Here is a 26,317-nt window from a genome sequence, read left to right as displayed (position 1 = left end):
ATTTTATCTTGATTGTCTGTTTACGGATTGCAACAATTTCCGGTGAAACAGACAGCATGGTTGCCGGCAAACCGCAGTTAAGCTACACTGAAACTAGTATACATGAGGTGAAAAGAATGATTCTACTACAAGTTCAGCAGCTCACAAAATCTTTTGGAGCTGAGCCTATATTATCGAATATTAAGCTGGAAATTCAAACACGGGACCGGATTGCCCTCGTCGGCCGAAACGGTGCCGGAAAATCCACGCTTCTTAAAATTATTTCAGGTCAATTATCGTATGATTCCGGCGAGATAATCAAGCCAAAGGATTTGACCATTGGCTATTTGGCGCAAAACACGGGGCTTGAATCGTCCCGTTCCATTTGGGATGAAATGCTGACGGTGTTCAGTGAATTTCAGCAGATGGAGAAAAAAATGCGCGGCATGGAATCCGATATGGCCGAGATCAATCCGGGCAGCCCGCAGTTTGAACAGGTCATGAAGGAATACGATCATTTGCAGACTTCCTTTAAAGAACGCGGCGGCTATCAGTATGAAGCAGACATCCGCTCTATTCTGCATGGCCTTGGATTCGGGGATTTTGATTCCTCAACTTCGATTGCCAAGCTCAGCGGAGGCCAGAAAACCCGGCTTGCCCTGGGAAAGCTTCTATTAACAAGTCCGGCCCTTCTGATTCTGGATGAGCCGACAAACCACTTGGACATTGCGACTCTTTCCTGGCTGGAGCAGTACCTTCAGGGCTATAAAGGCGCCGTTCTGATCGTATCGCATGACCGGTATTTCCTCGACAAAGTGGTGAACCAGGTTTATGAGATCTCCAGGCTTCAATCCGCGAAATTTATCGGAAACTACAGCAAGTACCTGGAGCAAAAAGCAGAGAACTATGAGCGTGATATGAAGGCCTATGAGAAACAGCAGGATGAGGCCGCCAAGCTCAGGGATTTCGTTCAAAAGAACCTTGCCAGAGCATCCACAACAAAACGGGCCCAAAGCAGACGGAAGCAGCTTGAAAAAATGGACATGCTGGACCGTCCGCTTGGGGATGAAAAATCAGCCGTTTTCCGGTTTGATATTGAAAAGCAGAGCGGAAACGATGTCCTGAAGGTGGACAGCCTTTCTGTTTCCTATGATGGAAAAATCCCGACCATCTCCAACATTTCGTTTTCCGCAGACCGGGGAGACAGCCTGGCACTCGTAGGACCGAATGGAATCGGAAAATCTACGCTCCTAAAAACAATTGTTGGAAAGCTTCAGGCAATTGAAGGCGATATCCGCTACGGTTCCAGTTTGAAGATTGGCTATTATGATCAGGAGCAGGCAGAGCTCACCTCGAACAAGCGGGTGTTAAATGAGCTTTGGGATGAATATCCCCTTAAGCCTGAAAAGGAGATCCGGACGGTACTCGGTAATTTTCTTTTCTCAGGGGATGATGTTCTGAAGCCTGTCTCTGCCTTAAGCGGAGGAGAAAAAGCGAGACTTGCCCTTGCGAAGCTGATGCTCGAAAAAGCGAACCTGCTGATCCTCGATGAGCCGACGAACCATCTGGACTTGGACAGCAAGGAAGTTTTGGAGAATGCCCTGGTAGATTATCCAGGAACCATTCTGTTCGTCTCGCATGACCGTTACTTCATCAACCGGATTGCAACGAAGGTGTGCGAGCTTTCAAAGAATAGTCTCGAGCTGTTCCTCGGGGATTACGATTACTATCTTGAAAAGAAACAGGAGCAAGAGGAGCTGGCTGCGATAAAACTGCAGGAGGAAGCTGGCTCTGTAAAGGTTCAGGACTCAAAAGAAACGAAGCTGAGCTATCAGCAGGAGAAAGAACTTAAGAAAATGGAGCGGCAAAAACAGCGGCGGATTGAAGAAATTGAAGCTGAAATCTTTACCCTTGAAGAGAAAATCGAGGAAAACGAGCACTTGCTAGCTGATCCGGCGAACTTTCACGATCATGAAAAGCTGCAGGACATCAGCCGTGAAAATGAAGAGCACCGTTTATCTGTGTCTAGACTGATGGATGAATGGGAAGAGCTTCAAGCATGAAGGACTGTCTAAAAGCCTTGCCAAGTGCAATAATAGGAAAACCCGGAAACGCTGCTATCGTTTCCGGGTTTTTGTTTTCTATTAAGGATTATGAATTGTTCTTTACCCATAAATGGTTAGTGATTGGAGCGAAAGGGTTGAGATTTCACAGGCGCAAAGCGATTGGAAGGCTCTCTGCCCTTCCCGCGGAAATTGGCAAAAAATCAAGCCAATCTCAGATGACTGAGGCAGCATGAATACCTGCTTTCTGGCTGCTCTTTTTTATCCACAGGCTTCGTCTGTGGATTAGCGCGGTTTCAGCTTTTTTATCCACAATATCCACAAACAGCTCTAAATTTATCCACGGTTTCCACACCTCTTTAGCTTATGGTATATATAGATTTTATTGCTATTAAAGCTTATGTGGATAAGTGTGTGGATAACTTTTAGGATAAAAAAAGATCCTGCCTGGTTATTAACAGGTTCAGGATCTTGGTCCACAATCAGCATTGTCCAGTTCAAGGCCGGGGTTTGCATTCATACTCATGCTCCCTCTTCTGCCTTTTTGGAAAAGCATGTGACCTGCAGCGCCAATCATGGCTGCATTGTCTGTACATAAATACAGCGGAGGAATGACAAGCTCCGTATCAGGCATCTCCTTAAAGCGCGCTGTCAGCGCTGTTCGCAGTCCCTTATTGGCTGCAACACCGCCTGCAAGGAGAACTTGATGAACTTTGTACTCATTTGCCGCCCGATAAGTTTTTTCAACCAGTACTTCTACAACACTTTGCTGAAAGCTTGCTGCCAGGTCCTTTGCTTCAATAACCTCACCTTTTTGCTTCGCATTGTGGAGCGTGTTAATAACTGCCGATTTAAGTCCGCTAAAGCTAAAATGGTAGGACCCCTCTTCAAGCCACGCTCGCGGAAGATTAAGAACCGGCTCACCTTCGTGGGCCAGACGGTCAATATGCGGACCGCCGGGATATGGCATATTCAACGTTCTTGCTACTTTGTCGTATGCTTCACCTGCTGCATCATCCAAAGTTTCACCAATGACTTCAAAAGAGCCATGCTCTTCCATGTATACAAGCTCCGTGTGTCCGCCCGATACAACAAGTGACAGAAGCGGAAACTTCAGCTCGGTAATAAGCTGGTTCGCATAGATGTGGCCTGCAATATGGTGAACCCCAATCAAAGGAATCCCGTGTGCAAAGGCAAGCGCTTTGGCAGCGTTGACTCCAATCAATAGGGCACCCACAAGACCAGGTCCCTCCGTCACCGCTATAGCGCTCAAATCCTTGTAGGTTAGCTCTGCCTGCTGCATCGCTTCCTCAAGCACCAATGTAATCTGTTCTACATGATGTCTCGATGCAATTTCTGGGACGACGCCTCCAAAACGCTTATGAGATTCAATTTGCGAAGCCACTACATTGGAGACAATTTCGTTTCCATTCTTTATTACAGCCGCCGCTGTCTCATCACAGCTTGTTTCAATCGCTAAAATGTATACATTTTTAAACTCCATTTAACATCACCCACATAACTAAAGCATCCTCTAAATTATCGGTATAATACTGTTTTCTGATTCCTCCAAGCTGAAACCCCAGTTTTTTATAAAGTGACTGGGCGGGGTAGTTCGAAACGCGAACCTCCAGGGAAAGCTGTTTCGCTCCGCGTTTCTTCGCTTCCTTCATCGCTTTTCTGAGAAGAAGCTCACCATAGCCGTTCCCTCTGTATTCGGGAAGAATGGCAATATTGGTAATCTGCGCTTCATCTACAATGAGCCAGATTCCGCAGTATCCGATGACTCTCTGCTCGTTTTCAGCAACTAAATAAGTGGCAAAAAGATTATGGGCCACTTCATTATAAAAGGACTCTTTATTCCAGGGCGATTTGAAGGATTTCGTCTCTATTTCATAAACAGATTCGATATCTTCCACTTTCATGCCCCTGATCTTTAACTCACTTTTCCCCACGTTCTCCACCAACTTATTTTTGCTCTTCAAGCCATTTAGACTCTGCTTCTGCCAGCCTCGTATAGTTCGGCACTGCCGTGTGCACAGAGGACTGGTCCTTCTGAAGACCGATCCTTGCAAGCTCTGAAGGCCTAGGGCTGTTTTGAACCGAATCGGCCCTTGCAGCCAGACTGCCCAGACTACTCTCAATCTCATCCCAGTGTATTTCAACATCGTGTCCAATAAATAAGACACGTTTCTTTTTCTCTTTTAATTCTTTAAGCCAGTCCGCAAGAAGAATGTTCTGATCCTCAGCATGGCGAAGAATGGCTCCGTTCTTCTCTGAATATAGTCCGGTATACACTCTCCCTCTCCTCGCATCAAAGATCGGACAGATCAATCCTTGGAAATACCGGCCGTTTGCAGCAAGGCTTTCAAGACTCGAAACCGTATAGAGAGGAATGGAAAGAGACCATGCAAGTGTTTTCGCAATCGTCATTCCAATTCTAACTCCTGTATAGGAACCGGGGCCTGACGCAGCAATGATGGCACCAAGTTCAGCCGGAATCGTTCCGCAATCCTTCAGCAGCTGCTCAATGGCAGGCATCGCCCGAACCGAGTGATTCTTTTTTACATGAGTGATCAGCTCGCCTGTCACCACTCCATCTGAAAGTAAGGCTATTCCAAGCGTGTCGTTGGATGTATCAATCGCTAATGCTTTCGTCATTTTCAAAAAGCTCCTTGCATATATCAATGTATTTTTGCCCATGAGGAGTAAAACGGATGCTTCTCTCCTCATCTCCCGTGCGGAACAGACCAATCTCAAGCCGTTCGACAGGAAGCTGATCCTGTATCAGATGAGCCCATTCAATCACTGTGACACCGCTGCCTTCGAAATATTCCTCGAATCCAAGCGCTTCACTTTCTTCATCCAGTCTGTAAACATCCATATGGTATAAAGAAAGGCGTCCCCCATGATATTCTTTCATGATGGTAAAAGTAGGGCTGTTTACAATCTTCTTAATGCCCAGTCCCTTTGCCAATCCTTTCGTGAACGTAGTTTTTCCGGCGCCCAAATCTCCCTCAAGCGTCAAAACATCCCCTCCTTGCAGAAGCAGGGCCAGTTTTTCTGATAGAGCCTGAGTGAAAAGTGCGGAAGAAGAAGCCGTTTCAAAAGCTTTCATGATGATCACCTGTCATTCTATATAGTGAAGCCTTTCGTTCTTGTATCATTATAAACAGTTTAGCGCACTCCATTCGTTTATCCAAGTCCGCCGCACCAAAAAATAAGCATAAAAAAAACGAAACATCACGTTTCGTTGTCTTATACATGTAATGGCGGTCCGGACGGGACTCGAACCCGCGACCTCCTGCGTGACAGGCAGGCATTCTAACCAACTGAACTACCGGACCATTTTGGTTGCGGGGACAGGATTTGAACCTGCGACCTTCGGGTTATGAGCCCGACGAGCTACCAGACTGCTCCACCCCGCGATAATAGAAAGTATTAAGTTTAGTATGCTTATGGACAGTAGACTGTCCTCGCCTCAGGAAGCAAAACCAAGCAGCAGCTCGGCGAGTACAACTCGAAGCTTTTTCACGGAAGCATTGCTCGTTGCTCCACCCCGCGACAATAAAAAGTACTTCATTAAGGTTATCTCAAGGACAGACATGCTGTCCCTGGAATAACTCTCATACCTGGCAACGTCCTACTCTCACAGGGGGAAACCCCCAACTACCATCGGCGCTAAAGAGCTTAACTTCCGTGTTCGGTATGGGAACGGGTGTGACCTCTCTGCCATAATTACCAGATATGTGGTTGAAAGATTGCTCTTTCAAAACTAGATAACGATTGCTGCACGAGTGAAGCAGCCTTACTTGAATAAAGGTTAAGTCCTCGACCGATTAGTATTCGTCAGCTGCACGTGTCACCACGCTTCCACCTCGAACCTATCAACCTGATCATCTTTCAGGGGTCTTACTCTTGCGATGGGAAATCTCATCTTGAGGGGGGCTTCATGCTTAGATGCTTTCAGCACTTATCCCGTCCGCACATAGCTACCCAGCGATGCCTTTGGCAAGACAACTGGTACACCAGCGGTGCGTCCATCCCGGTCCTCTCGTACTAAGGACAGCTCCTCTCAAATTTCCTGCGCCCGCGACGGATAGGGACCGAACTGTCTCACGACGTTCTGAACCCAGCTCGCGTACCGCTTTAATGGGCGAACAGCCCAACCCTTGGGACCGACTACAGCCCCAGGATGCGATGAGCCGACATCGAGGTGCCAAACCTCCCCGTCGATGTGGACTCTTGGGGGAGATAAGCCTGTTATCCCCGGGGTAGCTTTTATCCGTTGAGCGATGGCCCTTCCATGCGGAACCACCGGATCACTAAGCCCGACTTTCGTCCCTGCTCGACTTGTAGGTCTCGCAGTCAAGCTCCCTTGTGCCTTTACACTCTGCGAATGATTTCCAACCATTCTGAGGGAACCTTTGGGCGCCTCCGTTACATTTTAGGAGGCGACCGCCCCAGTCAAACTGCCCGCCTGACACTGTCTCCCGGCCCGATCAGGGCCGCGGGTTAGAAGTTCAACACAGCCAGGGTAGTATCCCACCAATGCCTCCACCGAAGCTGGCGCTCCGGTTTCCAAGGCTCCTACCTATCCTGTACAAGCTGTGCCAAAATTCAATATCAGGCTGCAGTAAAGCTCCACGGGGTCTTTCCGTCCTGTCGCGGGTAACCTGCATCTTCACAGGTACTATAATTTCACCGAGTCTCTCGTTGAGACAGTGCCCAGATCGTTACGCCTTTCGTGCGGGTCGGAACTTACCCGACAAGGAATTTCGCTACCTTAGGACCGTTATAGTTACGGCCGCCGTTTACTGGGGCTTCAATTCAAAGCTTCGCTTGCGCTAACCTCTCCTCTTAACCTTCCAGCACCGGGCAGGCGTCAGCCCCTATACTTCGCCTTGCGGCTTCGCAGAGACCTGTGTTTTTGCTAAACAGTCGCCTGGGCCTATTCACTGCGGCTCTTCAAGGCTATTCACCCTAAAGAGCACCCCTTCTCCCGAAGTTACGGGGTCATTTTGCCGAGTTCCTTAACGAGAGTTCTCTCGATCACCTTAGGATTCTCTCCTCGCCTACCTGTGTCGGTTTGCGGTACGGGCACCATTTTCCTCGCTAGAAGCTTTTCTAGGCAGTGTGGAATCAGGAACTTCGGTACTTCATTTCCCTCGCCATCACAGCTCAGCCTTAACCAAGGGACGGATTTGCCTATCCCTTGAGCCTACCTGCTTGGACGCGCATATCCAACAGCGCGCTTACCCTATCCTCCTGCGTCCCTCCATTGCTCAAACGGAAAAGAGGTGGTACAGGAATCTCAACCTGTTGTCCATCGCCTACGCCTTTCGGCCTCGGCTTAGGTCCCGACTAACCCTGAGCGGACGAGCCTTCCTCAGGAAACCTTAGGCATTCGGTGGAGGGGATTCTCACCCCTCTTTCGCTACTCATACCGGCATTCTCACTTCTAAGCGCTCCACCAGTCCTTCCGGTCTGGCTTCTCAGCCCTTAGAACGCTCTCCTACCACTGTTCGTAAGAACAGTCCACAGCTTCGGTGATCCGTTTAGCCCCGGTACATTTTCGGCGCAGGGTCACTCGACCAGTGAGCTATTACGCACTCTTTAAATGGTGGCTGCTTCTAAGCCAACATCCTGGTTGTCTAAGCAACCCCACATCCTTTTCCACTTAACGGATACTTGGGGACCTTAGCTGGTGGTCTGGGCTGTTTCCCTTTCGACTACGGATCTTATCACTCGCAGTCTGACTCCCATAGATAAGTCTTTGGCATTCGGAGTTTGACTGAATTCGGTAACCCGATGAGGGCCCCTAGTCCAATCAGTGCTCTACCTCCAAGACTCTCACTATGAGGCTAGCCCTAAAGCTATTTCGGAGAGAACCAGCTATCTCCAGGTTCGATTGGAATTTCTCCGCTACCCACACCTCATCCCCGCACTTTTCAACGTGCGTGGGTTCGGGCCTCCATTCAGTGTTACCTGAACTTCACCCTGGACATGGGTAGATCACCTGGTTTCGGGTCTACGACCACGTACTCAATCGCCCTATTCAGACTCGCTTTCGCTGCGGCTCCGTCTTTTCAACTTAACCTTGCACGTAATCGTAACTCGCCGGTTCATTCTACAAAAGGCACGCCATCACCCGTTAACGGGCTCTGACTACTTGTAGGCACACGGTTTCAGGATCTGTTTCACTCCCCTTCCGGGGTGCTTTTCACCTTTCCCTCACGGTACTGGTTCACTATCGGTCACTAGGGAGTATTTAGCCTTGGGAGATGGTCCTCCCTGCTTCCGACGGGATTTCTCGTGTCCCGCCGTACTCAGGATCCACTCAGGAGGGAACGAAGTTTCGACTACAGGGCTGTTACCTTCTTTGGCGGGCCTTTCCAGACCGCTTCTTCTACCCCGTTCCTTTGTAACTCCGTGTTGAGTGTCCTACAACCCCAGAAGGCAAGCCTTCTGGTTTGGGCTAATCCCGTTTCGCTCGCCGCTACTCAGGGAATCGCTATTGCTTTCTCTTCCTCCGGGTACTTAGATGTTTCAGTTCCCCGGGTCTGCCTTCCAGATCCTATGTATTCAGATCAGGATGCTGCTCCATTACGAGCAGCGGGTTTCCCCATTCGGAAATCTCCGGATCAACGCTTACTTACAGCTCCCCGAAGCATATCGGTGTTCGTACCGTCCTTCATCGGCTCCTAGTGCCAAGGCATCCACCGTGCGCCCTTTCTAACTTAACCTGATAACGGACGTTATCTTCGTTAGAGCTGAAAACAGATGTTTTCAGACTTGATGTTCTCTATCTACGCAAGCGCAGAAGAAAATCGTAAGGTTATTTGCTTACTCGTGTGAATGTTTGACATTCATATCGTTATCTAGTTTTCAAAGAACAAGTGTATAGAGAGAATGATCTCTCAAAACTAAACAAAGTCGAAGTGCGTCCGTTAATTGCTGCACCGCATGGGTGCTGATAATTCTTCCTTAGAAAGGAGGTGATCCAGCCGCACCTTCCGATACGGCTACCTTGTTACGACTTCACCCCAATCATCTGCCCCACCTTAGGCGGCTGGCTCCCTTACGGGTTACCCCACCGACTTCGGGTGTTGCAAACTCTCGTGGTGTGACGGGCGGTGTGTACAAGGCCCGGGAACGTATTCACCGCGGCATGCTGATCCGCGATTACTAGCGATTCCGGCTTCATGCAGGCGAGTTGCAGCCTGCAATCCGAACTGAGAATGGTTTTATGGGATTCGCTTAACCTCGCGGTTTTGCAGCCCTTTGTACCATCCATTGTAGCACGTGTGTAGCCCAGGTCATAAGGGGCATGATGATTTGACGTCATCCCCACCTTCCTCCGGTTTGTCACCGGCAGTCACCTTAGAGTGCCCAACTGAATGCTGGCAACTAAGATCAAGGGTTGCGCTCGTTGCGGGACTTAACCCAACATCTCACGACACGAGCTGACGACAACCATGCACCACCTGTCACTCTGTCCCCCGAAGGGGAACCTTCTATCTCTAGAAGTGGCAGAGGATGTCAAGACCTGGTAAGGTTCTTCGCGTTGCTTCGAATTAAACCACATGCTCCACCGCTTGTGCGGGCCCCCGTCAATTCCTTTGAGTTTCAGTCTTGCGACCGTACTCCCCAGGCGGAGTGCTTAATGCGTTAGCTGCAGCACTAAAGGGCGGAAACCCTCTAACACTTAGCACTCATCGTTTACGGCGTGGACTACCAGGGTATCTAATCCTGTTCGCTCCCCACGCTTTCGCGCCTCAGCGTCAGTTACAGACCAGAGAGTCGCCTTCGCCACTGGTGTTCCTCCACATCTCTACGCATTTCACCGCTACACGTGGAATTCCACTCTCCTCTTCTGTACTCAAGTCCTCCAGTTTCCAATGACCCTCCCCGGTTGAGCCGGGGGCTTTCACATCAGACTTAAAAGACCGCCTGCGCGCGCTTTACGCCCAATAATTCCGGACAACGCTTGCCACCTACGTATTACCGCGGCTGCTGGCACGTAGTTAGCCGTGGCTTTCTGGTTAGGTACCGTCAAGGTGCGGGCAGTGACTCCCGCACTTGTTCTTCCCTAACAACAGAGCTTTACGATCCGAAAACCTTCATCACTCACGCGGCGTTGCTCCGTCAGACTTTCGTCCATTGCGGAAGATTCCCTACTGCTGCCTCCCGTAGGAGTCTGGGCCGTGTCTCAGTCCCAGTGTGGCCGATCACCCTCTCAGGTCGGCTACGCATCGTCGCCTTGGTGAGCCATTACCTCACCAACTAGCTAATGCGCCGCGGGCCCATCTGTAAGTGACAGCATAACCGTCTTTTATCTCCGAACCATGCGGTTCGAAAAGTTATCCGGTATTAGCTCCGGTTTCCCGGAGTTATCCCAGTCTTACAGGCAGGTTGCCCACGTGTTACTCACCCGTCCGCCGCTGACCTCCGAAGAGGTCCGCTCGACTTGCATGTATTAGGCACGCCGCCAGCGTTCGTCCTGAGCCAGGATCAAACTCTCCAAAAAGTAGTTTGACTAGCTCTTGTTTGTTGCTCTAGAATTAACGTTGGCACTTCGATTTGTTTAGTTTTCAAAGATCATTTCAAAAATTGGAGCGGGTGATGGGAATCGAACCCACGACATCAGCTTGGAAGGCTGAGGTTTTACCATTAAACTACACCCGCATTATTATATGTATACTTCTGGTCGGGAAGACAGGATTCGAACCTGCGACCCCTTGGTCCCAAACCAAGTGCTCTACCAAGCTGAGCTACTTCCCGCAACCGCAAGTTTATATGGCGCGCCCGAGAGGACTCGAACCTCTAACCTTTTGATTCGTAGTCAAATGCTCTATCCAATTGAGCTACGGGCGCATCGGCGACTTATATATAATATCAAATCGTTAATTTCTTGTCAACACTTTTCAAAAAGTTTTTTTGGTGCGGCCGAGAAGAGTCGAACTTCCACGGGGTTGCCCCCACTAGGCCCTCAACCTAGCGCGTCTGCCATTCCGCCACGACCGCATGTTAAGTTAAAATAAAGTGCGGGTGAAGGGAGTCGAACCCCCACGCCGTAAGGCGCTAGATCCTAAGTCTAGTGCGTCTGCCAATTCCGCCACACCCGCATATGAAAATGTAAATGGTGAGCCATGAAGGACTCGAACCTTCGACCCTCTGATTAAAAGTCAGATGCTCTACCGACTGAGCTAATGGCTCGGATGGCTGGGCTAGCTGGATTCGAACCAACGCATGACGGAGTCAAAGTCCGTTGCCTTACCGCTTGGCTATAGCCCAATATTCTCTAATCGTCCAAAGGAATCTAAATCCTCTGTACGCATCAGAACTTGTCCGAAAACAAAAAATGACCCGTACGGGATTCGAACCCGTGTTACCGCCGTGAAAGGGCGGTGTCTTAACCGCTTGACCAACGGGCCATGTTGAAAATTAGATGGCGGAGAAGGAGGGATTTGAACCCTCGCGCCGCTTACACGACCTACACCCTTAGCAGGGGCGCCTCTTCAGCCACTTGAGTACTTCCCCATCTGTGTACTGATTAATAAAAATATGGCTCCGCAGGCAGGACTCGAACCTGCGACCGATCGGTTAACAGCCGATAGCTCTACCACTGAGCTACTGCGGAATAATAAACAGCAGACTTTCTTTATTATAGGTAAATTATGACTCGAAGTCAATACTATTATTCAACAATTAATCATGAAGCCTGTCTCTCAACGACGGCTTTTATAATTTACCATACATACCAACCGCCGTCAACACCTAATTCAACTGTTTAATCCGGCCTCCGCACTTTCCGCACACATACTTCTTCGTATCCATTCTTCGTTTCCGTTCGAAGCGCTGAAGACATTCTTTGCATTTATAGAGATGAAGGGGCTTTTGAGTTTTCAAAGAAGGAATTGGTGTACAAAAACGGGGAGCTCCCACCTGCTTAAGCAGTTTTCTGAAATCCTGATCCCGATGACGGTATCCTTTTCCCTCCAGATGAAGATGGTAGTGACAGAGTTCGTGCTTAATAATACCTTCAATCGCTTCTCTTCCATGCTCATCAAGCTGCTTTGGATTGATTTCAATATTGTGTGAGGAAAGCATATATCTTCCGCCAGTTGATCTGAGCCTGTTATTGAACACCGCTTTATGGGTAAATGGTTTATTAAAATACTTGGAAGATAGTTCTTCAACGAGCACTTGCAGCTGCTGCTGATCCATATGAATGTAACACCTTTCTTTATTCGGCCTGTTCAAAGAACAGGACATTTACTCATTGCATACATTAGCTAATACCCATACTCCATTATAACGGCTAAGGAGGTATGAGCAATGCCATCATGGTTAAAAAATCAGATGATGCGTGCTTTTCATGAAAAAAATTGCTATCAGATAAAGCTTCTGAATCAATGCTGGTATTTTTACAGAAAAAAACACTGCTAATCGGGAGCAGTGTTTCCTCGGTTCTTACGTTTTTTATTGATCTGAGAGCATCGTTAATGAAACTCTTCCTTTATGAACGTCAACTGAGTCCACCCATACGGTCACTACATCGCCTACGCTCACCACATCCAGAGGATGCTTTACATACTGCCGGCTCAGTTTTGAAATGTGAACAAGCCCGTCCTGTTTTACTCCGATATCTACAAACGCACCAAAATCGACTACATTCCGTACTGTTCCCTGAAGTTCCAGTCCTTTGCTTAAATCCTCGAGCTTTAATACGTTTTTCTTAAGGAGAGGCTTCGCTACTTCATCACGAGGATCACGTCCGGGCTGAACCAATGCATCGCAAATGTCTTTCAGGGTCAGCTCTCCTACACCAAATGCAGCAGATGCTTCTTTTATATCGAGGTTCTTTATTTTTTCCTTCAGGCTTTCGCTGCCCAGCTCAGCAGGCGAAGAATCCAGGTGCTTTAGCAGCGCTGTTACGACCTTATAGCTTTCAGGGTGAATCGACGTCCGATCAAGCGGCTGTTCCCCATCAATTACCCGAAGAAAGCCTACTGCCTGTTCATATGTTTTAGCACCTAAACGGGGGATCCCTTTGAGCTGGGTTCTGCTTGTAATCTTACCCAGCTCTTCCCGCTTTTTCACAATGTTTTGAGCAACAGTCTTCGAAAGCCCGGAAACGTATTGAAGCAGGGCAGGCGAAGCGGTGTTTACGTTCACTCCAACCCTATTTACTACTGTTTCCACAACAAACGTCAGGGAATCATTCAGGTTCTTCTGGCTTACATCATGCTGGTATTGTCCGACACCAACCGATTTCGGATCAATCTTTACAAGCTCAGCGAGTGGATCCTGAAGCCTTCTTGCAATGGAAACCGCACTTCTTTCCTCTACTTTCAGGTCAGGGAATTCCTCTCTTGCCAAATCAGATGCCGAATATACACTAGCTCCTGCTTCATTCACAATAAGATAAGCTAAATCTTTTCCGGATTGCTGGATTGCGTCGGCCGCGAGCTGTTCACTCTCTCTCGATGCCGTTCCATTCCCAACAGCGATTACTTCAATTTGATAGTCCTGAATCAGCTTAAGAATGGTTTGCATCGCTTCTTCCCGCTTATTGACGGGCGCATGCGGATAAATCACTCCGATATGAAGCACTTTTCCGGTTTCACTTACAACCGCGAGCTTGCAGCCTGTCCGGTATGCAGGGTCGAGACCAAGCACTACCCTTCCTTTCAATGGAGGCTGAAGGAGCAGGTTTCTTAAGTTTTCTGAAAAGATATGAATGGCCTGTGCATCGGCTTTTTCCGTTAGTTCTTTTCTAATTTCCCGTTCAATTGAAGGCTCGATCAAACGTTTATAAGCATCTTCAATTGCTTCTTCCATAAGCTGTTTCACCGAGGTATGCTTGGAACCAAGCTCCTGTCTGACCAGGTAAGTGAGCACTTGGTCCGCAGGGGTTTTCACCGATATGCGGAGAATGTCTTCTTTTTCCCCGCGGTTCATAGCTAATACTCTATGAGGTGCTGCTTTATGAACAGGCTCTTCATATTCGTAATACATCTCAAAGACATTCTTTTCATCTTTCTCCTTGTCTTTGGCTGCCGTTACGATCATGCCTTTTTTAAACGCTTGCTCCCGGATCCACTTTCTATAGGCAGGTTCATCCGCTATTTTCTCTGCTATGATATCCTTCGCCCCCTGCAAAGCGTCTTCCACTGTCTCAACACCTTTATCCCCATCTATAAAGGCTTTAGCTTTTTGTTCGGGTTTTTCAGAAAGTGGCAGCTGCATAATCCATTGTGCAAGGGGCTCAAGCCCTTTTTCCTTCGCAGCTGTTGCCTTAGTCCGTCTTTTTTGTTTGTATGGTCTGTATAAATCCTCAACCTGCTGCAGCTTTACAGCAGCTGTAATGTCTTTTTTCAGCTCATCCGTTAATTTTCCTTGCTCTTCAATCAAACGAATTACTTCCGCTTTTCTGCCTTCAAGGTTCAGCATGTATTGCCATGATTCAGAAATGTCTCTAATCTGAACCTCATCCAATGCGCCTGTCATCTCTTTTCGATAACGGGCGATAAAGGGTACCGTGTTTCCTTCTTCAAGAAGGGCAATCACACTTTTCACTTGTTTATAAGGAATCTTTAAATTCTCAGTCAGTACTTTTAATAAACGATCCTGATTTTCCAGTTCCATCGTAAACATCCTCCGATTTGCGAGATGTTACTATCATAACAAAAAACAGAGGACCGTTAACAGAAAGCAAAATAAATAGCCGGCCAATTTTTTATAAACTTTAAAAAATTTGACCGACTATATAGGTTAAATCATCATCACGATCGAGCGTGTATGATTCTAATGCGTCTGATATATGTTCCACCGTATCATAATCCCTCAGCAATGATTTTATTGCCGAGATTTTCAGACCATCCGAATGGACGATAAATTTAGCACCCGGCTGATAAGAATAAGAATTTATTTTAAATTTTTGAGGTTTGCCGGACATGTACCCGAGGACAGGCAGAGGATAAACGAAGTCTCCCGCAGGGTTATACAACACAAAACGTATATTCCCAATTGATCCATAGGATAGCTGCTGATCTGCAAACGCCATTTTAAAAATAGAAACTGTTGCTCCGCGCTTTTCTTTTAATGCCTGATTGCAGCGGATTAATAGCTGTTCGACATTTTCTTCATGATGCATTTCCACCAAATCACTGATTGCCTGCGAGGATTCATGTGCCAATTCCCCACTGCCAAGTCCGTCTGCAAGGGAACAAACAAAATAATCCTCTGTTGTTTTCATAAAGAAACTGTCTCCGCAGAGAACTTTCCCTTTTTTTTGGAGCTGAAAGGCTAAAGCGCGAACCCGTTCATTTGTTTCCCGCTCAATCATTGATAGTACTCCACAGATTTATCAGCTGCCAGAGCTTCTTTCAGCTTATGAATAGCTCTGCGCTGAAGCCTTGAAACATGCATTTGAGAAATACCTAATTCCTCTCCGGCTTCCTTCTGGCTTTTGTTTTCAATAAACGTCAGCTGAATAATTTGCTTTTCCCGCTCAGAAAGAACATGGAGCACACTTTCAAGCATCATACGCTGGTTAACCCGTTCGAATCCATCATCCTGAGAACCAACGATATCAAGAATGGTAACCGTGCTGCCGTCAGGATCTGCTTCAATCGAGTGGTCAACAGATAAAGCCTGATAGCTTTTTCCCATTTCCATCGTTTCGAGCACTTCTTCCTCTGACACTTCAAGGTATTCAGCAATTTCATACACTTTCGGCGAACGCTGAAGAGTATTTGTCAGTTCATCCACAGCGGCCTTAATCTTCGGTCCGAGTTCTTTGATTCTTCGCGGTACATGGACGCTCCATGTCTTATCGCGGAGAAATCTTTTGATTTCGCCGATTATCGTTGGAATTGCAAAAGCTTCAAACGATTTCCCAACTTCAGAATCGTACCTCCTAATCGCACCTAAAAGGCCGATCATTCCTACCTGAAGCAGGTCTTCATGAAAGCTTTTCCCACGGGAGTATTTCTTGGCAAGGGTTTCAACAAGACCTCTATAGTGATGGACTAAATCCGTTTGAGCCTGATCATCCTGTGTCTCCTGGTAAGCGGTTATTAGTTCATTTACTTGTTCTTTAGTTAGCTTCGTAGTTTGTGACGGTTGTGTCATGGTTCACCCGCTCCCCGTTTAAAAACTTGGTTAAAAATACGGTGACTCCAGTGCTGATCTGCACACGGACCTCATCCATGAGCGTTTCCATCAAATAAAGGCCTAACCCTCCTTCCGGCAGGGAATCTACACTGGCGTTTGAAGAATAAGGCCCTAATTCCTTCTTCTTCGCTTCGAAATTAAAGCTCTGTCCAGTATCAGAAACCATTACTTCAAGCCGGTCTTCATACAGACCAAATCCAATGGTCACTTCGCCTTTTTCAACATTCTTATACGCGTGCTGCACAGCGTTTGTGCAAGCTTCACTTGTAGCAATTTTAAGATCTTCAATTTCATCATAAGAATAACCCATGCGGCTGGCAATCCCTGAGAGTGTAAGGCGGACAATGCCCACATATTCAGGTCTTGCAGGAATTTTCATTTCAATGTAATCCACGATTGAATTCATTGTACCCCACCTTCTGCTTTTGATGAAATATCGATGATGTCATTAAGTCCAGTGATTGTAAATAATCTTTCAAGACGGTCGGAAAGTTCAACAAGGCGGAGCTCGCCTTCATTTTTCCTCACTGTTTTTAAAAGTCCGACAAACACACCGAGACCTGTACTATCCATATATGATACATCACGCAGGCTGATCACTAGCTGCGGTTTGGTTTGTTCTGCAAGCGGAAGTAATTCTTCTCTAAGCTTTGGCGCTGTATAAGCATCAATTTCTCCTGAAACTGTTACTTTCGTCATTTGTTCCATATTCTCAATAGTTGTTTTTAAATTCATTAAAATTCACCTCAGACAATACGATTTATGCTACTAGTTTCCTACCCTTTTCCAAATACTATTAAACATTTCTGCGGATAATAATAAAGGTAAAATCATCCCTTAGCTGAAAATCCTGCATAGATAAAAATTCCTGATAAATCGTGTCTGCAATTTTCTGCGCGGGAAGGTGTTCATATTTTCTGATTAAATTAGAAATCTCGCATCTCTCAACAAATCCGTCTTCAGATCTGCTCTCGGAAACACCGTCAGATAAAAGAACAATTATGTCTCCGCATTCCACTTTTTTATCATACTGCTTGTATTTCACGTTCTGATCAACGCCGAGAACCAGTCCCCTTGCATCAAGATCATGGAAAACATCTTCCCGCTTTGAATAATAAAAACCGGGTTCGTGCCCCGCAGATGCAAATGAAAACAAATGGCTGTGCAAATCGTACATTCCGTAGAACATCGTAATAAACATACTTGGATCCACGTTCTGTTCAACTACACGGTTAAGGTTTTCCAGCACAAATCCAGGATCTTTACGTGATTCCGGAAGGCTGTCCATCGTGTATTTAATCATCGACATACATAAAGCAGCCGGAATTCCTTTTCCAATTACATCGGCCAGTGCAATGCTAATGTGATTCTCATCCTGGACAAAATGATGATAATCTCCATTCATTTGTTTGGATGGTATACTCACTGCACCGATATCCAGTTCTTTGCAGTTCGGAATTTTCGTTTCCAGCAATGTCTGCTGCACATTAGCGGCTATTTCAATCTCCGACTTAATCTCAAGCTGTTTATCCCTTAAAATTTGATGCTCCTGATAGGCAAGTCCATACCCCATCATCACTTCAAGGAGAAAATCAAGAGAGTTCAGCACATCTTCCTGAATATCCGGATACAGTTCCTGAAGCACTTTCCGGTGGATGCTGACAATTTCCTCAGGAGGAATTTGCTGCTGAAGCGTTTGTCTGCTGAATTTTTGTCCTTGATATAGTGCTGTTTCTGTTAGTTCGCTTATATAATTGTGCAGCAGCTCTCGATATTTAGTTTCTACAACTTCCTTGAATTCCATAAGGCCAGCCTCCTAGCGAAGCCATTTGACCGCTCGTATGTCGGTCCCTTCCCCAGAAGCAGACTGAATGTTAAACTCATCCATCAGCCGTTTTACACCTGGCAATCCGGCACCGAGTCCTCCTGAAGTTGAAAAGCCGTCTTCCATGACTTTGCGAATATCAGGAATTCCGGGACCACTATCAATGGCTATTATTTTCAGTCCTCTTTTTCCGTACTCTTCTATCTGTTCTATGCAAAGCTGGCCCTGGCCAGCGTATAAATAAATGTTTCTTGCCAATTCAGATATGGCGGTGGTAATTCTCGCCTGGTCTACAGTTCCGAAACCAAGCTCTTTCGCTACGTTGCGCCCAAGCTGGCGTGCTGCAACGATATCCCATTCCGTCACTATTTTTACACAGGATTGGTTGTCCATTGGCTATTCCCCCAATTCCTGCTGAAGTGTCTCAAGTCCTTTTTCTAAATCTAATGCGGTCTTCACGTCTTCAAGCTGAATGCCGAGCTCGATTAGAGTGATCGCTACTGCAGGCTGAATACCTGTAAGAACGACTGTAGCACCCATTAGCTTGGACATGCTGATCACATCTCCAAGTACCTTCGCAATAAATGAATCGATGACATCAACAGAAGTCAAATCAATCACGACTCCGTTGGCACCCGTTTCATGAATTTTATGAAGAAGATCTTCCTGAAATTGCAGAGCAGTCTGATCGTCCAATTCCCATTGAATTGAAATGAGAAGGCAATCTTTCAATTTTAAAATGGGTATTCTTGGCGTTCTCATACTAATTCCCCCGTTGAGACGATATTTCTATTTGTCATTTCCAACGCAGCTTCAATACCTTTTTGAAGTGAGTTCTTCGTTGTAATCTGATTCAGGTTGATTCCAAGATTCACAATGGTCTGGGCAATTTCAGGACGAATGCCGACAAGAAGACATTTTGCTCCCACAAGGCGCACTGCCTCGGAAGCCTGAATTATGTGGTGGGCGACCATCGTATCCACTACCGGAACCCCGGTTATATCAATTAATACGACTTGAGAACGGTGCTTCACAACACCATCCAGCAGATTTTCCATGATGCGTTTGGCTCTTTCTGTATCAATCGTTCCCACCAGGGGCATCACGGTTATATGTTCAAATACAGGAATAAGCGGGGCGGATAGTTCCTGAAGCGCTATTTTCTGAAGCGAAACAGTTCTTTCCCATGAAGCGGCATATTCCAGCAGAAGTTCTTCTGTGAGCGGAGAAAAATTTTGGTCAAACTCCCAAACCAATTTCATCTTGTCCTCTTCGGCAGCATCTTCCGTCATCTTTGAAAAGATAATAAGCCCCAGCTGCTTAACACCTTTTGTAATAAAGGTCAGCGACCAGCCGGCTTGTACAAGTCGGGAAGAAAAGTTGGTTACTAGCTGATCATGGTTCTCAGCGGTTCCCTCCATATGCTGAAGCAGAACATTGATGAAATCCTGCGCTGTATTCATATAAGCAGAATCCGACATGAGTTCTGAATATTTACGGTCATCCAATTCCTTAAGAGCTGCAAACCAACTTTCTGCAATCTCCGTCTGATTCTCGCGTAAAAATGCTAAAATCGGGTTGTATTCCTGATTCATGTAAATCCCCCCTTATTCCCTAAAATCTATTATATATACACTCATCACATTATACCTATTTATGTAAACAAAAAAAAGGAATGTGCCGGCGAAAAGGAGTTTCCAAGTTGTGGGTTTCGCTCTCATCCCCGGTATAACAGTCTGTGTCTAATTATTTTCATTATAAAATAAAAAGGGAGCCGCTGGATATAGCAACTCCCTTTTTATTTTGGGTATTCGATTAAAAATCAATAAGTCCGAGGCTTATCTGCAAGGCTTCATCCACTTTATCCATCATTTCATCATCAAGATGAGTAATCTTATCGGTTAGTCGCTGTTTGTCGATTGTCCGGATTTGCTCCAGCAAAATAACAGAGTCCCGTTCAAAGCCATAGCGTTTTGCGTCAATCTCGACATGAGTCGGCAATTTCGCCTTTTGGATTTGGGCAGTAATAGCTGCAACAATGACAGTGGGGCTAAACCGGTTGCCGATATCGTTTTGAATGATTAAAACTGGACGAACGCCTCCCTGTTCAGAACCCACCACAGGAGATAAGTCAGCAAAATAAACGTCGCCGCGTTTAACAATCAAAGGATCAACCTCCGCTTACTAAGCGGTCTACGGTATGATCAGCCTCTGATTCTGCCATGAAAGCTTCGGAAGCAATATTGAGGTTAATCTTGGCCATTTCCATGTATCCGCGTCTCATGGATTCACGAATTTGGCGCTTTTTGCGTTCACGAAGATACATTTTTGTCGCCTGATAAATAAGCTCGCTTCGATTTCCGTTCTCTTGTTTGACAAGACTGTCCAATTCTGACACTAATGTCTGCGGTAAGCGGATCATAATTTCAGTCGTTGCGCTGGATTCAGACACAAACATACACCTCCACCAAACTTGCACACCCGTTATTCCATTCCATAGTCAATCATACCACTATTGATGCGAGAAGCAAACTATTTTCTAAATAATCTCTTAATGCCTCAAGTATGATTAATCCCCATCTATCAGCCTTTTTTTAGCTGATTATGATTGGATAATGGGGTTCCTAACTTCCATTATACTCTTATTTCGCAAAAACATACGGGGGACTCTGGCCGACAAAATACAAGGAACTTCGTAATTGATGGTTTCCAGACGCCCGGCAATCTCATCAATGGGAATATATTCTTCTGATTGTCTTCCAATCAGGGTAACTTGTGTTCCAATCGGCATTTTTCGAGGAAGTCGAATCATGCACTGATCCATGCAGATTCTGCCGACAATCGGCACCCTCATTCCGTCAGCAAGCACCTCGGAATCCTTAAGACGCCGAATCCATCCGTCGGCATATCCGACAGGAAGCGTTCCGATCCATTCATCTTCTTCCGCTGTATAGGCTGCCCCATAGCTGACCTTTTCACCTTTTGCTATTTTTTTAACGTGAACCAGTTTTGTATGAAGGGACAGGGCTTCCTCCAATGGATAAGGCAAATTTTCTTTGAGCTCCATGGAAGGGGCAAGGCCATACATGGAAATTCCAAGCCTTACAGTATTGAATATCCGTCCGGGAAATCTAAGTCCTGCCGCGCTGTTTGCGCAATGAATCATCCACTCCGGATAAGCGATCCCATCGATCAGTTTTTCAAATGCTGCAAACTGATATTCCGCGTAATCAGAATCCAGTTCATCAGCCGTTGCGAAATGCGTGAAAATCCCGCCAAGTTTCAGATGGGCAGATGTGCATGCAAACTCAATGACAGCCTCCAGCTCTTCTCTCTTTGTGATGCCAAGGCGTCCCATTCCTGTATCCAGCTTAATATGGAAAGCAAGCTCCCCGTCAGCTGCATATTTTTCTGCCTGCATAACCCAATCGAGAGATACCGCAGTCAGTGTAAGATCATAATCGATGCTGATTTGCACATCTTCAGGCCGTGATGCTCCAAGGACAAGAATCGGCGAACGCATCCCTTTTTTCCGAAGCGCTATTCCTTCATCCACAAATGCAACGGCGAGCATATCAGCTCCCGCCTTAATAGCTGTTTCAGCCACCTCATAATCTCCGTGCCCGTATGCATTTGCTTTGACGACCGCAATTACTTTACCATCCCGGCCAAGATGCTGAATCATGCTCTTTACATTATATTCAATGGCGTCTAAATTAATTTCCGCCCAAGTATCCCGATAAAAAGTAAGATCCTCACTCATTCCCTACACATCCTCTGACAAAATTCATGCTATAGAAGATTATCCGACTATGAACAGGCTCTTGTCAAACGGATTACAGGAAGGTGTACCCCTATACAAAATTTAAGGAAGGTGCGAATCGCACCTTCCTGTTTTCGCATCATTTTGCAGTTTGTCCTTGAACCGACCTCGCTGCATTCATCATTTCGTCAGGAGTCATATCCTCTGATGCAATCATGTACTCCACTCCCTCGGCAGTCCAGGTGATGGAATTTTCGTTAATTGCACCAACTGTAAACCCTAAATCGGCCGGATCCCCATTGACCGTCACAGCCTTGGCTGAAGAGGATACACTGGCTCTTTCCTGAATCATCGTAAAGTTCTTCTTGCCTGCAAACGTCATAACAATTCGTTTGCCATTGTTTGTTTCAAGCTCTTTTTCCTGAATCAGCTTGACTCCCTCCGGCATTTCCATCGGATATTTAACAGCAAAAGGCTCCTTGTCTACCGGTGCGGCAGCCGGAAGGTCCATCATACCGAATGACATGTTTTTCTCCATATTGAAGGAGTCTTTATCGAAGGAGGGGTTGAATTCAAAGTCTTTAAATTCGACCGTGACCAGGGCGTTGCGATCCGGATCCATCACTTTCACGCTTGCAGGTGACAAATCCTTCTTATTAAACGTTATTTCCTGCATCGGCAGCATGGAATTGTTTTGATAGTTGGTTTTCGTTTCAAATACATACTGCTTTTCCGTCGCTTTAAAGATCGCTGCTTTGTCAGAAACAATATCTTTCACTAAAGATTCGAATAGGTACGCCTGGCTGCTGTTTTTCGGCCAGTCGCTTTGGAAACGGAAGCTTTTGTTGAGAGAAGGTGTCAGGACATAAACGCCTTCCTCATTGCGCAAGATCATCTGGCTTTGCTCTTTCGCTGGATTCTTCAGGTTTACACGGTAGAAGGAAGGTTCCTTGTACCAGATTTCCACATCATAGACTTGAGGTTCACTGCCTGTCTGAAGCGTCATTTTCGCTTTCGTTTTATAGCTTTCAGTATCCTCAACCTTCTTATCCAGCCCTTTCACTACGTCATTCTGGGATTTGTTTCCGCAGGCAGACATTAGAAAGACAGCTATCAGCCCTACCAGCAACAAACTTAAGCTTCTTTTCACCCTTTTTCAGCCCCTTTGCTTTATCTCACAATAAAGTGTAAGAAAAACAGTGCCAAAACACTTGTCTCTCCCATTCCGATACAAATATATGAGACAGACCGGGTGAATATGCAGACTAGCTTGACAGGCTTTCCATGATAATCTGGGCGGCGGCATATTCCTTCGTATGGGTAATGGAGACCAAAATCCTTGCATCGCTGAATCCGGAGGCTATAACAGCGGGCTTTCCGCTTTTTTCTTTAACTATTTGAATGTCTTGAAAGCTAAGGGATTTTCCGATTCCAAGACCGGACGCCTTTGCAAAAGCTTCCTTGCAGGCAAACCTGCCCGCCAGAAATTCCGTTTTGCGGACACCTGTTAACTGTTCATAAATCAGCCATTCTTCTTTGCCAAGTATTCTTTGCGGAAAGCGCGGGTGACGATTTTCCAGAGCCCGAATTCTTTCCATATCTACTATATCTAACCCAATCCCCGTTATCATCCAATTCTCCTTTCCAATTCCCTTGTACTATTCATTGTCCCGTTCCATATAAATGAACTAAACATCTAAAGGAGGCGGGTCCGAGTGTTTATCCGAACTGAAAGCTTTTCTTCATTCATGGCCAAATTTCCGCTGACCACCTTCATTATAGGACTGCAGGTCCTTCTATGGGCATTTTTTTCCCTTCCATTCAAGGATGCCCCTTACTGGTTTTCACAAGCTGATGGATTCAATGCCGCCATATCAGACGGACAGTGGTGGAGACTGATTACACCCATTTTCCTTCACGCGAGCTTTACCCATTTGTTTTTCAATACTCTGTCCCTTATCTTATTCGCTCCTGCCTTGGAAGAAATGCTTAAAAAAGGGCGTTTCGCACTGATTTATTTCGGATCAGGCATCGCCGGAAATGCGGCCACCTATTTCATTCAGCCTCCTGATTACAGCCACGTCGGGGCTTCCGGAGCTATTTTCGGTTTGTTCGGCTGTTATCTGTTTATGGCCTTTTTCCGAAAAAGCAGAATGAGTCAGGCAAATGCGCAAGTGCTTGTTATTATTCTAGCCTTAAGCCTTCTCACTTCATTCTTTTCCCCTTCCACCAATACTGTCGCTCATTTTTTCGGATTGGCTGCCGGATTTGGACTGGCTGCCATCCTTCTAAAAAAAGAAGCGTTTGCCCACTATACTTTTTATAGTGAAAGCAAACGCGCAAAGCCAGTTAAATGGGACCGGAAAACCATTTTAATCGCGGTCATCGTCCTGCTGGCTGTTATTGGTATCATCGCCAGCATCACTTGATAGACGACGATTTGAATACCAATCATAAATCCGGCTGCCGTCTTCAAGCTCCAGGTCCTTTACCGAGAAATGGGCTCCAAATACATTAGACATAACAGAAGTCCCGGCTGTTGCAAGATCTCCCTGCTTTTGAAAAACACTTTGGGTAATCTGCATCTGCTGCATTCTCTTTTTAGGCAAAACAACGGAGTATTTGCTGATTGCCCTTGCATGGAGGGTCAGCTGCTCCCCACCTATTCGATACCCCGAATCTTTATGAGCCCAGAAACCAAACAAAGCAAACAACGGGATTAGAATAAGCGAAAACCATCCCCAGTGCGGAAACAGGAAAATCAAAATCCCAGCAGGAATAAGGGAAGGCCACGTATACCTAAAGACGTATTTTCTTAACGCTCTCTTAGGAACAGAGATTTTTTCCATGCTGTACGTATATTCAGGAAGAAATTCCTCAAGCAGCTTCACAGCTTCCTTTGTTTTAACAAATGGAAAAATGGCTGCTGAGAGGCCGTCATTATCTGCCTTGCCGCTCGCACATATGAGCTGTACGGTGGCATAGCCAAGAGGCTGCCTCAGCGGATTTTCCGTAATTTTCACTGCCTGAATTCGCCTTATCGGAATTGTAAGCTGGTTTTTTTCAATCAGCCCCCGTGATATGACGAATTCATCTCCTGCTTTTTCAAGCTTAAACCCGGAATATTTCAAGAGAATTCCCGCTATACTGAGAAGCCAGGCAATGAAAAATCCAAGAAAAATGACAAAGGCCAGAAACGGTACACCTGAATGAGTCAAAAACTCAAACCTTTTAAATATAGAATCTACCGGAAGTACTTCATCAAGCTGAGATCCGAATGCAAATATCGCTGATAAAACGACGCCGATTCCGCTGCTTGTCGCTGCCCCGATGAGCAGCTCCTTCTGCGTCATCTTGTAGGTCAATTTTTCATCCAACAGTTCCGACTGATCCTCAAGCCGCACGTCCCCAGTATTCTCCGCCTTTATTACGTTTTTCCGTTCATTCAATGCCTGCTTAATCGCTGCCGCTTCACTCTTGGAAATAGCGGTCAGTTCAATTTCTGCTTCTGCCCCGCCGCTCGCTGTTTCGATTTCCAAACGGACAAGTCCGAACAGCTGCTGTATGACTCCGGCTCTCGTATTAATGGTTTGAACTCTTTCCACAGGAACGAACCGCTTTTGCTTCACAAAAAGCCCTTGCTCTATCCGAAGCTCATCCTCTTCAATGCGGTACGTGAACTTAAGCCACCTGATCAAACTGAATGTAATCAGCAGGAGCAAAAAAAGCCCCGCACCCGAATACATCAGCACTCCAAGAAGTCCATCTCCTCTGTTCGCAAAAATAAAGATGACAAGCGGAATAATCATTTCTTTTAACAGTTTAATAAAATTAATAATGGCTGCTGCCGGATGGAGGCGTTTCGGTTCAGACATCATCGTCCGTCACCCTCGCCAGTTTTGAAATGGAATCCCTTAGGCGATCTGCCTCTTCCATATCCAAAGCGGGAATTTCGTGTTTTGTAGCGGCCGTCGAAATCTCCACAGATGCCAGCTTATACTTTCTGAGCAGCGGCCCCTGCTTCGTATCCACGTGCTGAACTCTCACCATCGGGATAATGGTTCTTTTTACGGTGAGCCACCCATGCTGCAAATCAATTTCTTGCTCATGAACCTCGTACCTCCAGAATTGCTGCCTATACATAGGAACGAGCCAAACGCTAAAAATCATGTAAACGGCAGTCACTGCAATTCCAATGGCAGCCGTCCAAATAGGCCAAATGTGAAAATAAATAAGCAGGCCAATTCCTATGTCAGCCAATATAAAAACGGCAGAGGTAATGAGGCCGGTTATTTGCCAAACGGTTTTTGCTTTCAAACTAATTTGATTTTGCGGTCTCTCTCTCAATTGTATCCGCCCCCTCTCAAAAGCTATCTGTAAGTACTGAAAAAAAGAGCAAAGCTCCTCTATCCTAAAATTCCCTTCCAATTAAGTATAATGGGATTCATCCCCAAAATCTATTACTGCCCAAAAACAATACTGCCCCGGGGTGAAAAAACTCTT

25 protein-coding genes, 12 tRNA genes and 3 rRNA genes are annotated in these 26,317 nt (G+C 46.2%); 4 read left to right on the top strand and 36 right to left on the bottom strand.

Annotated features, from left to right (window positions below; translation table 11 throughout):
- The first annotated feature begins 116 nt into the window (after positions 1-116).
- Both WCV65_RS01715 and WCV65_RS01710 read left to right on the top strand, forming a co-directional pair.
- Positions 117-2,042, top strand: a complete 1,926-nt coding sequence (locus tag WCV65_RS01715; RefSeq protein WP_338779517.1) for an ABC-F family ATP-binding cassette domain-containing protein — start codon at positions 117-119, stop codon at positions 2,040-2,042.
- A complete protein-coding gene (locus WCV65_RS01710) occupies positions 2,039-2,278 on the top strand; it encodes a hypothetical protein (RefSeq protein WP_338779516.1) in 240 nt (79 codons plus the stop codon). Before WCV65_RS01715 ends, WCV65_RS01710 begins: the two co-directional genes overlap by 4 nt.
- Before the next feature lie 227 nt (positions 2,279-2,505).
- Here WCV65_RS01710 and tsaD read toward each other — a convergent pair whose 3' ends face one another.
- The 20 genes from tsaD to WCV65_RS01610 form a co-directional block, all read right to left on the bottom strand.
- On the bottom strand, positions 2,506-3,546 hold the full coding sequence (gene tsaD, locus WCV65_RS01705) for a tRNA (adenosine(37)-N6)-threonylcarbamoyltransferase complex transferase subunit TsaD (protein ID WP_338779515.1): 1,041 nt from the start codon (positions 3,544-3,546) through the stop codon (positions 2,506-2,508).
- Positions 3,536-3,997, bottom strand: a complete 462-nt coding sequence (gene rimI, locus WCV65_RS01700) for a ribosomal protein S18-alanine N-acetyltransferase (protein ID WP_338779514.1) — start codon at positions 3,995-3,997, stop codon at positions 3,536-3,538. Before rimI ends, tsaD begins: the two co-directional genes overlap by 11 nt.
- Before the next feature lie 13 nt (positions 3,998-4,010).
- Positions 4,011-4,703, bottom strand: coding sequence for a tRNA (adenosine(37)-N6)-threonylcarbamoyltransferase complex dimerization subunit type 1 TsaB (gene tsaB, locus WCV65_RS01695; protein ID WP_338779513.1), 693 nt, complete (start codon positions 4,701-4,703; stop codon positions 4,011-4,013).
- Positions 4,681-5,160: a tRNA (adenosine(37)-N6)-threonylcarbamoyltransferase complex ATPase subunit type 1 TsaE gene (tsaE, locus tag WCV65_RS01690; protein ID WP_338779512.1), complete on the bottom strand. Its 480-nt coding sequence runs from the start codon at positions 5,158-5,160 to the stop codon at positions 4,681-4,683. Before tsaE ends, tsaB begins: the two co-directional genes overlap by 23 nt.
- Before the next feature lie 152 nt (positions 5,161-5,312).
- Positions 5,313-5,389: transfer RNA gene (locus tag WCV65_RS01685), tRNA-Asp, on the bottom strand.
- Between the two features lie 4 nt (positions 5,390-5,393).
- Positions 5,394-5,470: transfer RNA gene (locus WCV65_RS01680), tRNA-Met, on the bottom strand.
- A 202-nt stretch (positions 5,471-5,672) separates the two neighbouring features.
- Positions 5,673-5,788, bottom strand: a 5S ribosomal RNA gene (gene rrf, locus WCV65_RS01675).
- A 73-nt stretch (positions 5,789-5,861) separates the two neighbouring features.
- Positions 5,862-8,788 (bottom strand): 23S ribosomal RNA (locus WCV65_RS01670).
- A 245-nt stretch (positions 8,789-9,033) separates the two neighbouring features.
- Positions 9,034-10,572: ribosomal RNA gene (locus WCV65_RS01665) — 16S ribosomal RNA — on the bottom strand.
- The 16S, 23S and 5S rRNA genes sit together here with 12 tRNA genes alongside, the layout of an rRNA operon.
- A gap of 84 nt (positions 10,573-10,656) precedes the next feature.
- Positions 10,657-10,730: transfer RNA gene (locus WCV65_RS01660), tRNA-Gly, on the bottom strand.
- A 19-nt stretch (positions 10,731-10,749) separates the two neighbouring features.
- Positions 10,750-10,826 (bottom strand) — tRNA-Pro (locus WCV65_RS01655).
- Between the two features lie 16 nt (positions 10,827-10,842).
- Positions 10,843-10,919: transfer RNA gene (locus tag WCV65_RS01650), tRNA-Arg, on the bottom strand.
- 64 nt (positions 10,920-10,983) lie between these two features.
- A tRNA-Leu gene (locus WCV65_RS01645) sits at positions 10,984-11,069 on the bottom strand.
- A gap of 19 nt (positions 11,070-11,088) precedes the next feature.
- Positions 11,089-11,170: transfer RNA gene (locus WCV65_RS01640), tRNA-Leu, on the bottom strand.
- 15 nt (positions 11,171-11,185) lie between these two features.
- Positions 11,186-11,261 (bottom strand) — tRNA-Lys (locus tag WCV65_RS01635).
- Between the two features lie 3 nt (positions 11,262-11,264).
- Positions 11,265-11,339 (bottom strand) — tRNA-Gln (locus WCV65_RS01630).
- Positions 11,340-11,407: 68 nt separating this feature from the next.
- Positions 11,408-11,479: transfer RNA gene (locus tag WCV65_RS01625), tRNA-Glu, on the bottom strand.
- Positions 11,480-11,494: 15 nt separating this feature from the next.
- Positions 11,495-11,585, bottom strand: a tRNA-Ser gene (locus tag WCV65_RS01620).
- 25 nt (positions 11,586-11,610) lie between these two features.
- Positions 11,611-11,685, bottom strand: a tRNA-Asn gene (locus tag WCV65_RS01615).
- 137 nt (positions 11,686-11,822) lie between these two features.
- On the bottom strand, positions 11,823-12,272 hold the full coding sequence (locus WCV65_RS01610; protein WP_338779511.1) for a SprT family protein: 450 nt from the start codon (positions 12,270-12,272) through the stop codon (positions 11,823-11,825).
- Positions 12,273-12,383: 111 nt separating this feature from the next.
- Between WCV65_RS01610 and cmpA the strand changes: the two genes are divergently transcribed.
- On the top strand, positions 12,384-12,494 hold the full coding sequence (cmpA, locus tag WCV65_RS01605; RefSeq protein ID WP_123913341.1) for a cortex morphogenetic protein CmpA: 111 nt from the start codon (positions 12,384-12,386) through the stop codon (positions 12,492-12,494).
- Between the two features lie 33 nt (positions 12,495-12,527).
- Here the strand turns inward: cmpA and WCV65_RS01600 are convergent, their stop codons facing one another.
- The 14 genes from WCV65_RS01600 to acpS all read right to left on the bottom strand — a co-directional run bounded on the left by WCV65_RS01600 (position 12,528) and on the right by acpS (position 23,445).
- A complete protein-coding gene (locus WCV65_RS01600; RefSeq protein WP_338779508.1) occupies positions 12,528-14,696 on the bottom strand; it encodes a Tex family protein in 2,169 nt (722 codons plus the stop codon).
- A 100-nt stretch (positions 14,697-14,796) separates the two neighbouring features.
- Entirely contained in the window at positions 14,797-15,396 is a 600-nt protein-coding gene (locus WCV65_RS01595) for a PP2C family serine/threonine-protein phosphatase (RefSeq protein ID WP_338779506.1), read from the bottom strand.
- Positions 15,393-16,184, bottom strand: a complete 792-nt coding sequence (sigB, locus tag WCV65_RS01590; RefSeq protein WP_035404404.1) for an RNA polymerase sigma factor SigB — start codon at positions 16,182-16,184, stop codon at positions 15,393-15,395. Before sigB ends, WCV65_RS01595 begins: the two co-directional genes overlap by 4 nt.
- Positions 16,150-16,632 carry an anti-sigma B factor RsbW gene (gene rsbW, locus WCV65_RS01585; RefSeq protein WP_035404401.1) on the bottom strand — a complete coding sequence of 161 codons (483 nt, stop codon included), beginning with the start codon at positions 16,630-16,632 and terminating at the stop codon, positions 16,150-16,152. Before rsbW ends, sigB begins: the two co-directional genes overlap by 35 nt.
- Positions 16,629-16,961, bottom strand: a complete 333-nt coding sequence (locus WCV65_RS01580) for an anti-sigma factor antagonist (RefSeq protein ID WP_035404398.1) — start codon at positions 16,959-16,961, stop codon at positions 16,629-16,631. The genes rsbW and WCV65_RS01580 overlap by 4 nt, the downstream gene beginning before the upstream one ends.
- Before the next feature lie 61 nt (positions 16,962-17,022).
- Positions 17,023-18,030 (bottom strand): PP2C family protein-serine/threonine phosphatase, encoded by a 1,008-nt coding sequence (locus WCV65_RS01575; RefSeq protein ID WP_035404396.1) that lies wholly within the window; start codon positions 18,028-18,030, stop codon positions 17,023-17,025.
- A 12-nt stretch (positions 18,031-18,042) separates the two neighbouring features.
- A complete protein-coding gene (locus WCV65_RS01570) occupies positions 18,043-18,444 on the bottom strand; it encodes an anti-sigma regulatory factor (protein ID WP_035404394.1) in 402 nt (133 codons plus the stop codon).
- Positions 18,445-18,447: 3 nt separating this feature from the next.
- A complete protein-coding gene (locus WCV65_RS01565) occupies positions 18,448-18,813 on the bottom strand; it encodes an STAS domain-containing protein (protein ID WP_035404391.1) in 366 nt (121 codons plus the stop codon).
- A complete protein-coding gene (locus tag WCV65_RS01560) occupies positions 18,810-19,646 on the bottom strand; it encodes an STAS domain-containing protein (protein WP_035404388.1) in 837 nt (278 codons plus the stop codon). The genes WCV65_RS01565 and WCV65_RS01560 overlap by 4 nt, the downstream gene beginning before the upstream one ends.
- Before the next feature lie 220 nt (positions 19,647-19,866).
- On the bottom strand, positions 19,867-20,217 hold the full coding sequence (ndoA, locus tag WCV65_RS01555; protein ID WP_035404386.1) for a type II toxin-antitoxin system endoribonuclease NdoA: 351 nt from the start codon (positions 20,215-20,217) through the stop codon (positions 19,867-19,869).
- 4 nt (positions 20,218-20,221) lie between these two features.
- Entirely contained in the window at positions 20,222-20,503 is a 282-nt protein-coding gene (locus tag WCV65_RS01550; RefSeq protein ID WP_035404384.1) for a hypothetical protein, read from the bottom strand.
- Between the two features lie 150 nt (positions 20,504-20,653).
- Positions 20,654-21,814, bottom strand: a complete 1,161-nt coding sequence (gene alr / locus WCV65_RS01545) for an alanine racemase (protein WP_338779499.1) — start codon at positions 21,812-21,814, stop codon at positions 20,654-20,656.
- Between the two features lie 139 nt (positions 21,815-21,953).
- The gene (locus WCV65_RS01540; protein WP_035404372.1) at positions 21,954-22,964 is read right to left on the bottom strand and encodes an outer membrane lipoprotein carrier protein LolA; all 1,011 of its coding nucleotides are present in this window, start codon (positions 22,962-22,964) and stop codon (positions 21,954-21,956) included.
- A 115-nt stretch (positions 22,965-23,079) separates the two neighbouring features.
- Positions 23,080-23,445, bottom strand: coding sequence for a holo-ACP synthase (gene acpS / locus WCV65_RS01535; RefSeq protein WP_035404371.1), 366 nt, complete (start codon positions 23,443-23,445; stop codon positions 23,080-23,082).
- A gap of 84 nt (positions 23,446-23,529) precedes the next feature.
- On the opposite strand from acpS, the gene WCV65_RS01530 reads away from it, so the two are divergent.
- Positions 23,530-24,243 (top strand): rhomboid family intramembrane serine protease, encoded by a 714-nt coding sequence (locus WCV65_RS01530; protein ID WP_338779496.1) that lies wholly within the window; start codon positions 23,530-23,532, stop codon positions 24,241-24,243.
- Here WCV65_RS01530 and WCV65_RS01525 read toward each other — a convergent pair.
- Both WCV65_RS01525 and WCV65_RS01520 read right to left on the bottom strand, forming a co-directional pair.
- Positions 24,187-25,692 (bottom strand): PH domain-containing protein, encoded by a 1,506-nt coding sequence (locus WCV65_RS01525; protein ID WP_338779495.1) that lies wholly within the window; start codon positions 25,690-25,692, stop codon positions 24,187-24,189. The two genes, WCV65_RS01530 and WCV65_RS01525, sit on opposite strands and share 57 nt — an antisense overlap.
- Positions 25,682-26,161 carry a PH domain-containing protein gene (locus WCV65_RS01520; RefSeq protein ID WP_338779494.1) on the bottom strand — a complete coding sequence of 160 codons (480 nt, stop codon included), beginning with the start codon at positions 26,159-26,161 and terminating at the stop codon, positions 25,682-25,684. The genes WCV65_RS01525 and WCV65_RS01520 overlap by 11 nt, the downstream gene beginning before the upstream one ends.
- Positions 26,162-26,317 lie beyond the last annotated feature (156 nt).

Origin of the sequence: Metabacillus sp. FJAT-52054, from assembly GCF_037201815.1 — a bacterium.
GTDB classification, from domain to species: domain Bacteria; phylum Bacillota; class Bacilli; order Bacillales; family Bacillaceae; genus Metabacillus_B; species Metabacillus_B sediminis.
Note: the sequence above shows the minus strand (reverse complement) of the source record. Positions and strands in the feature narration are given on the sequence as shown.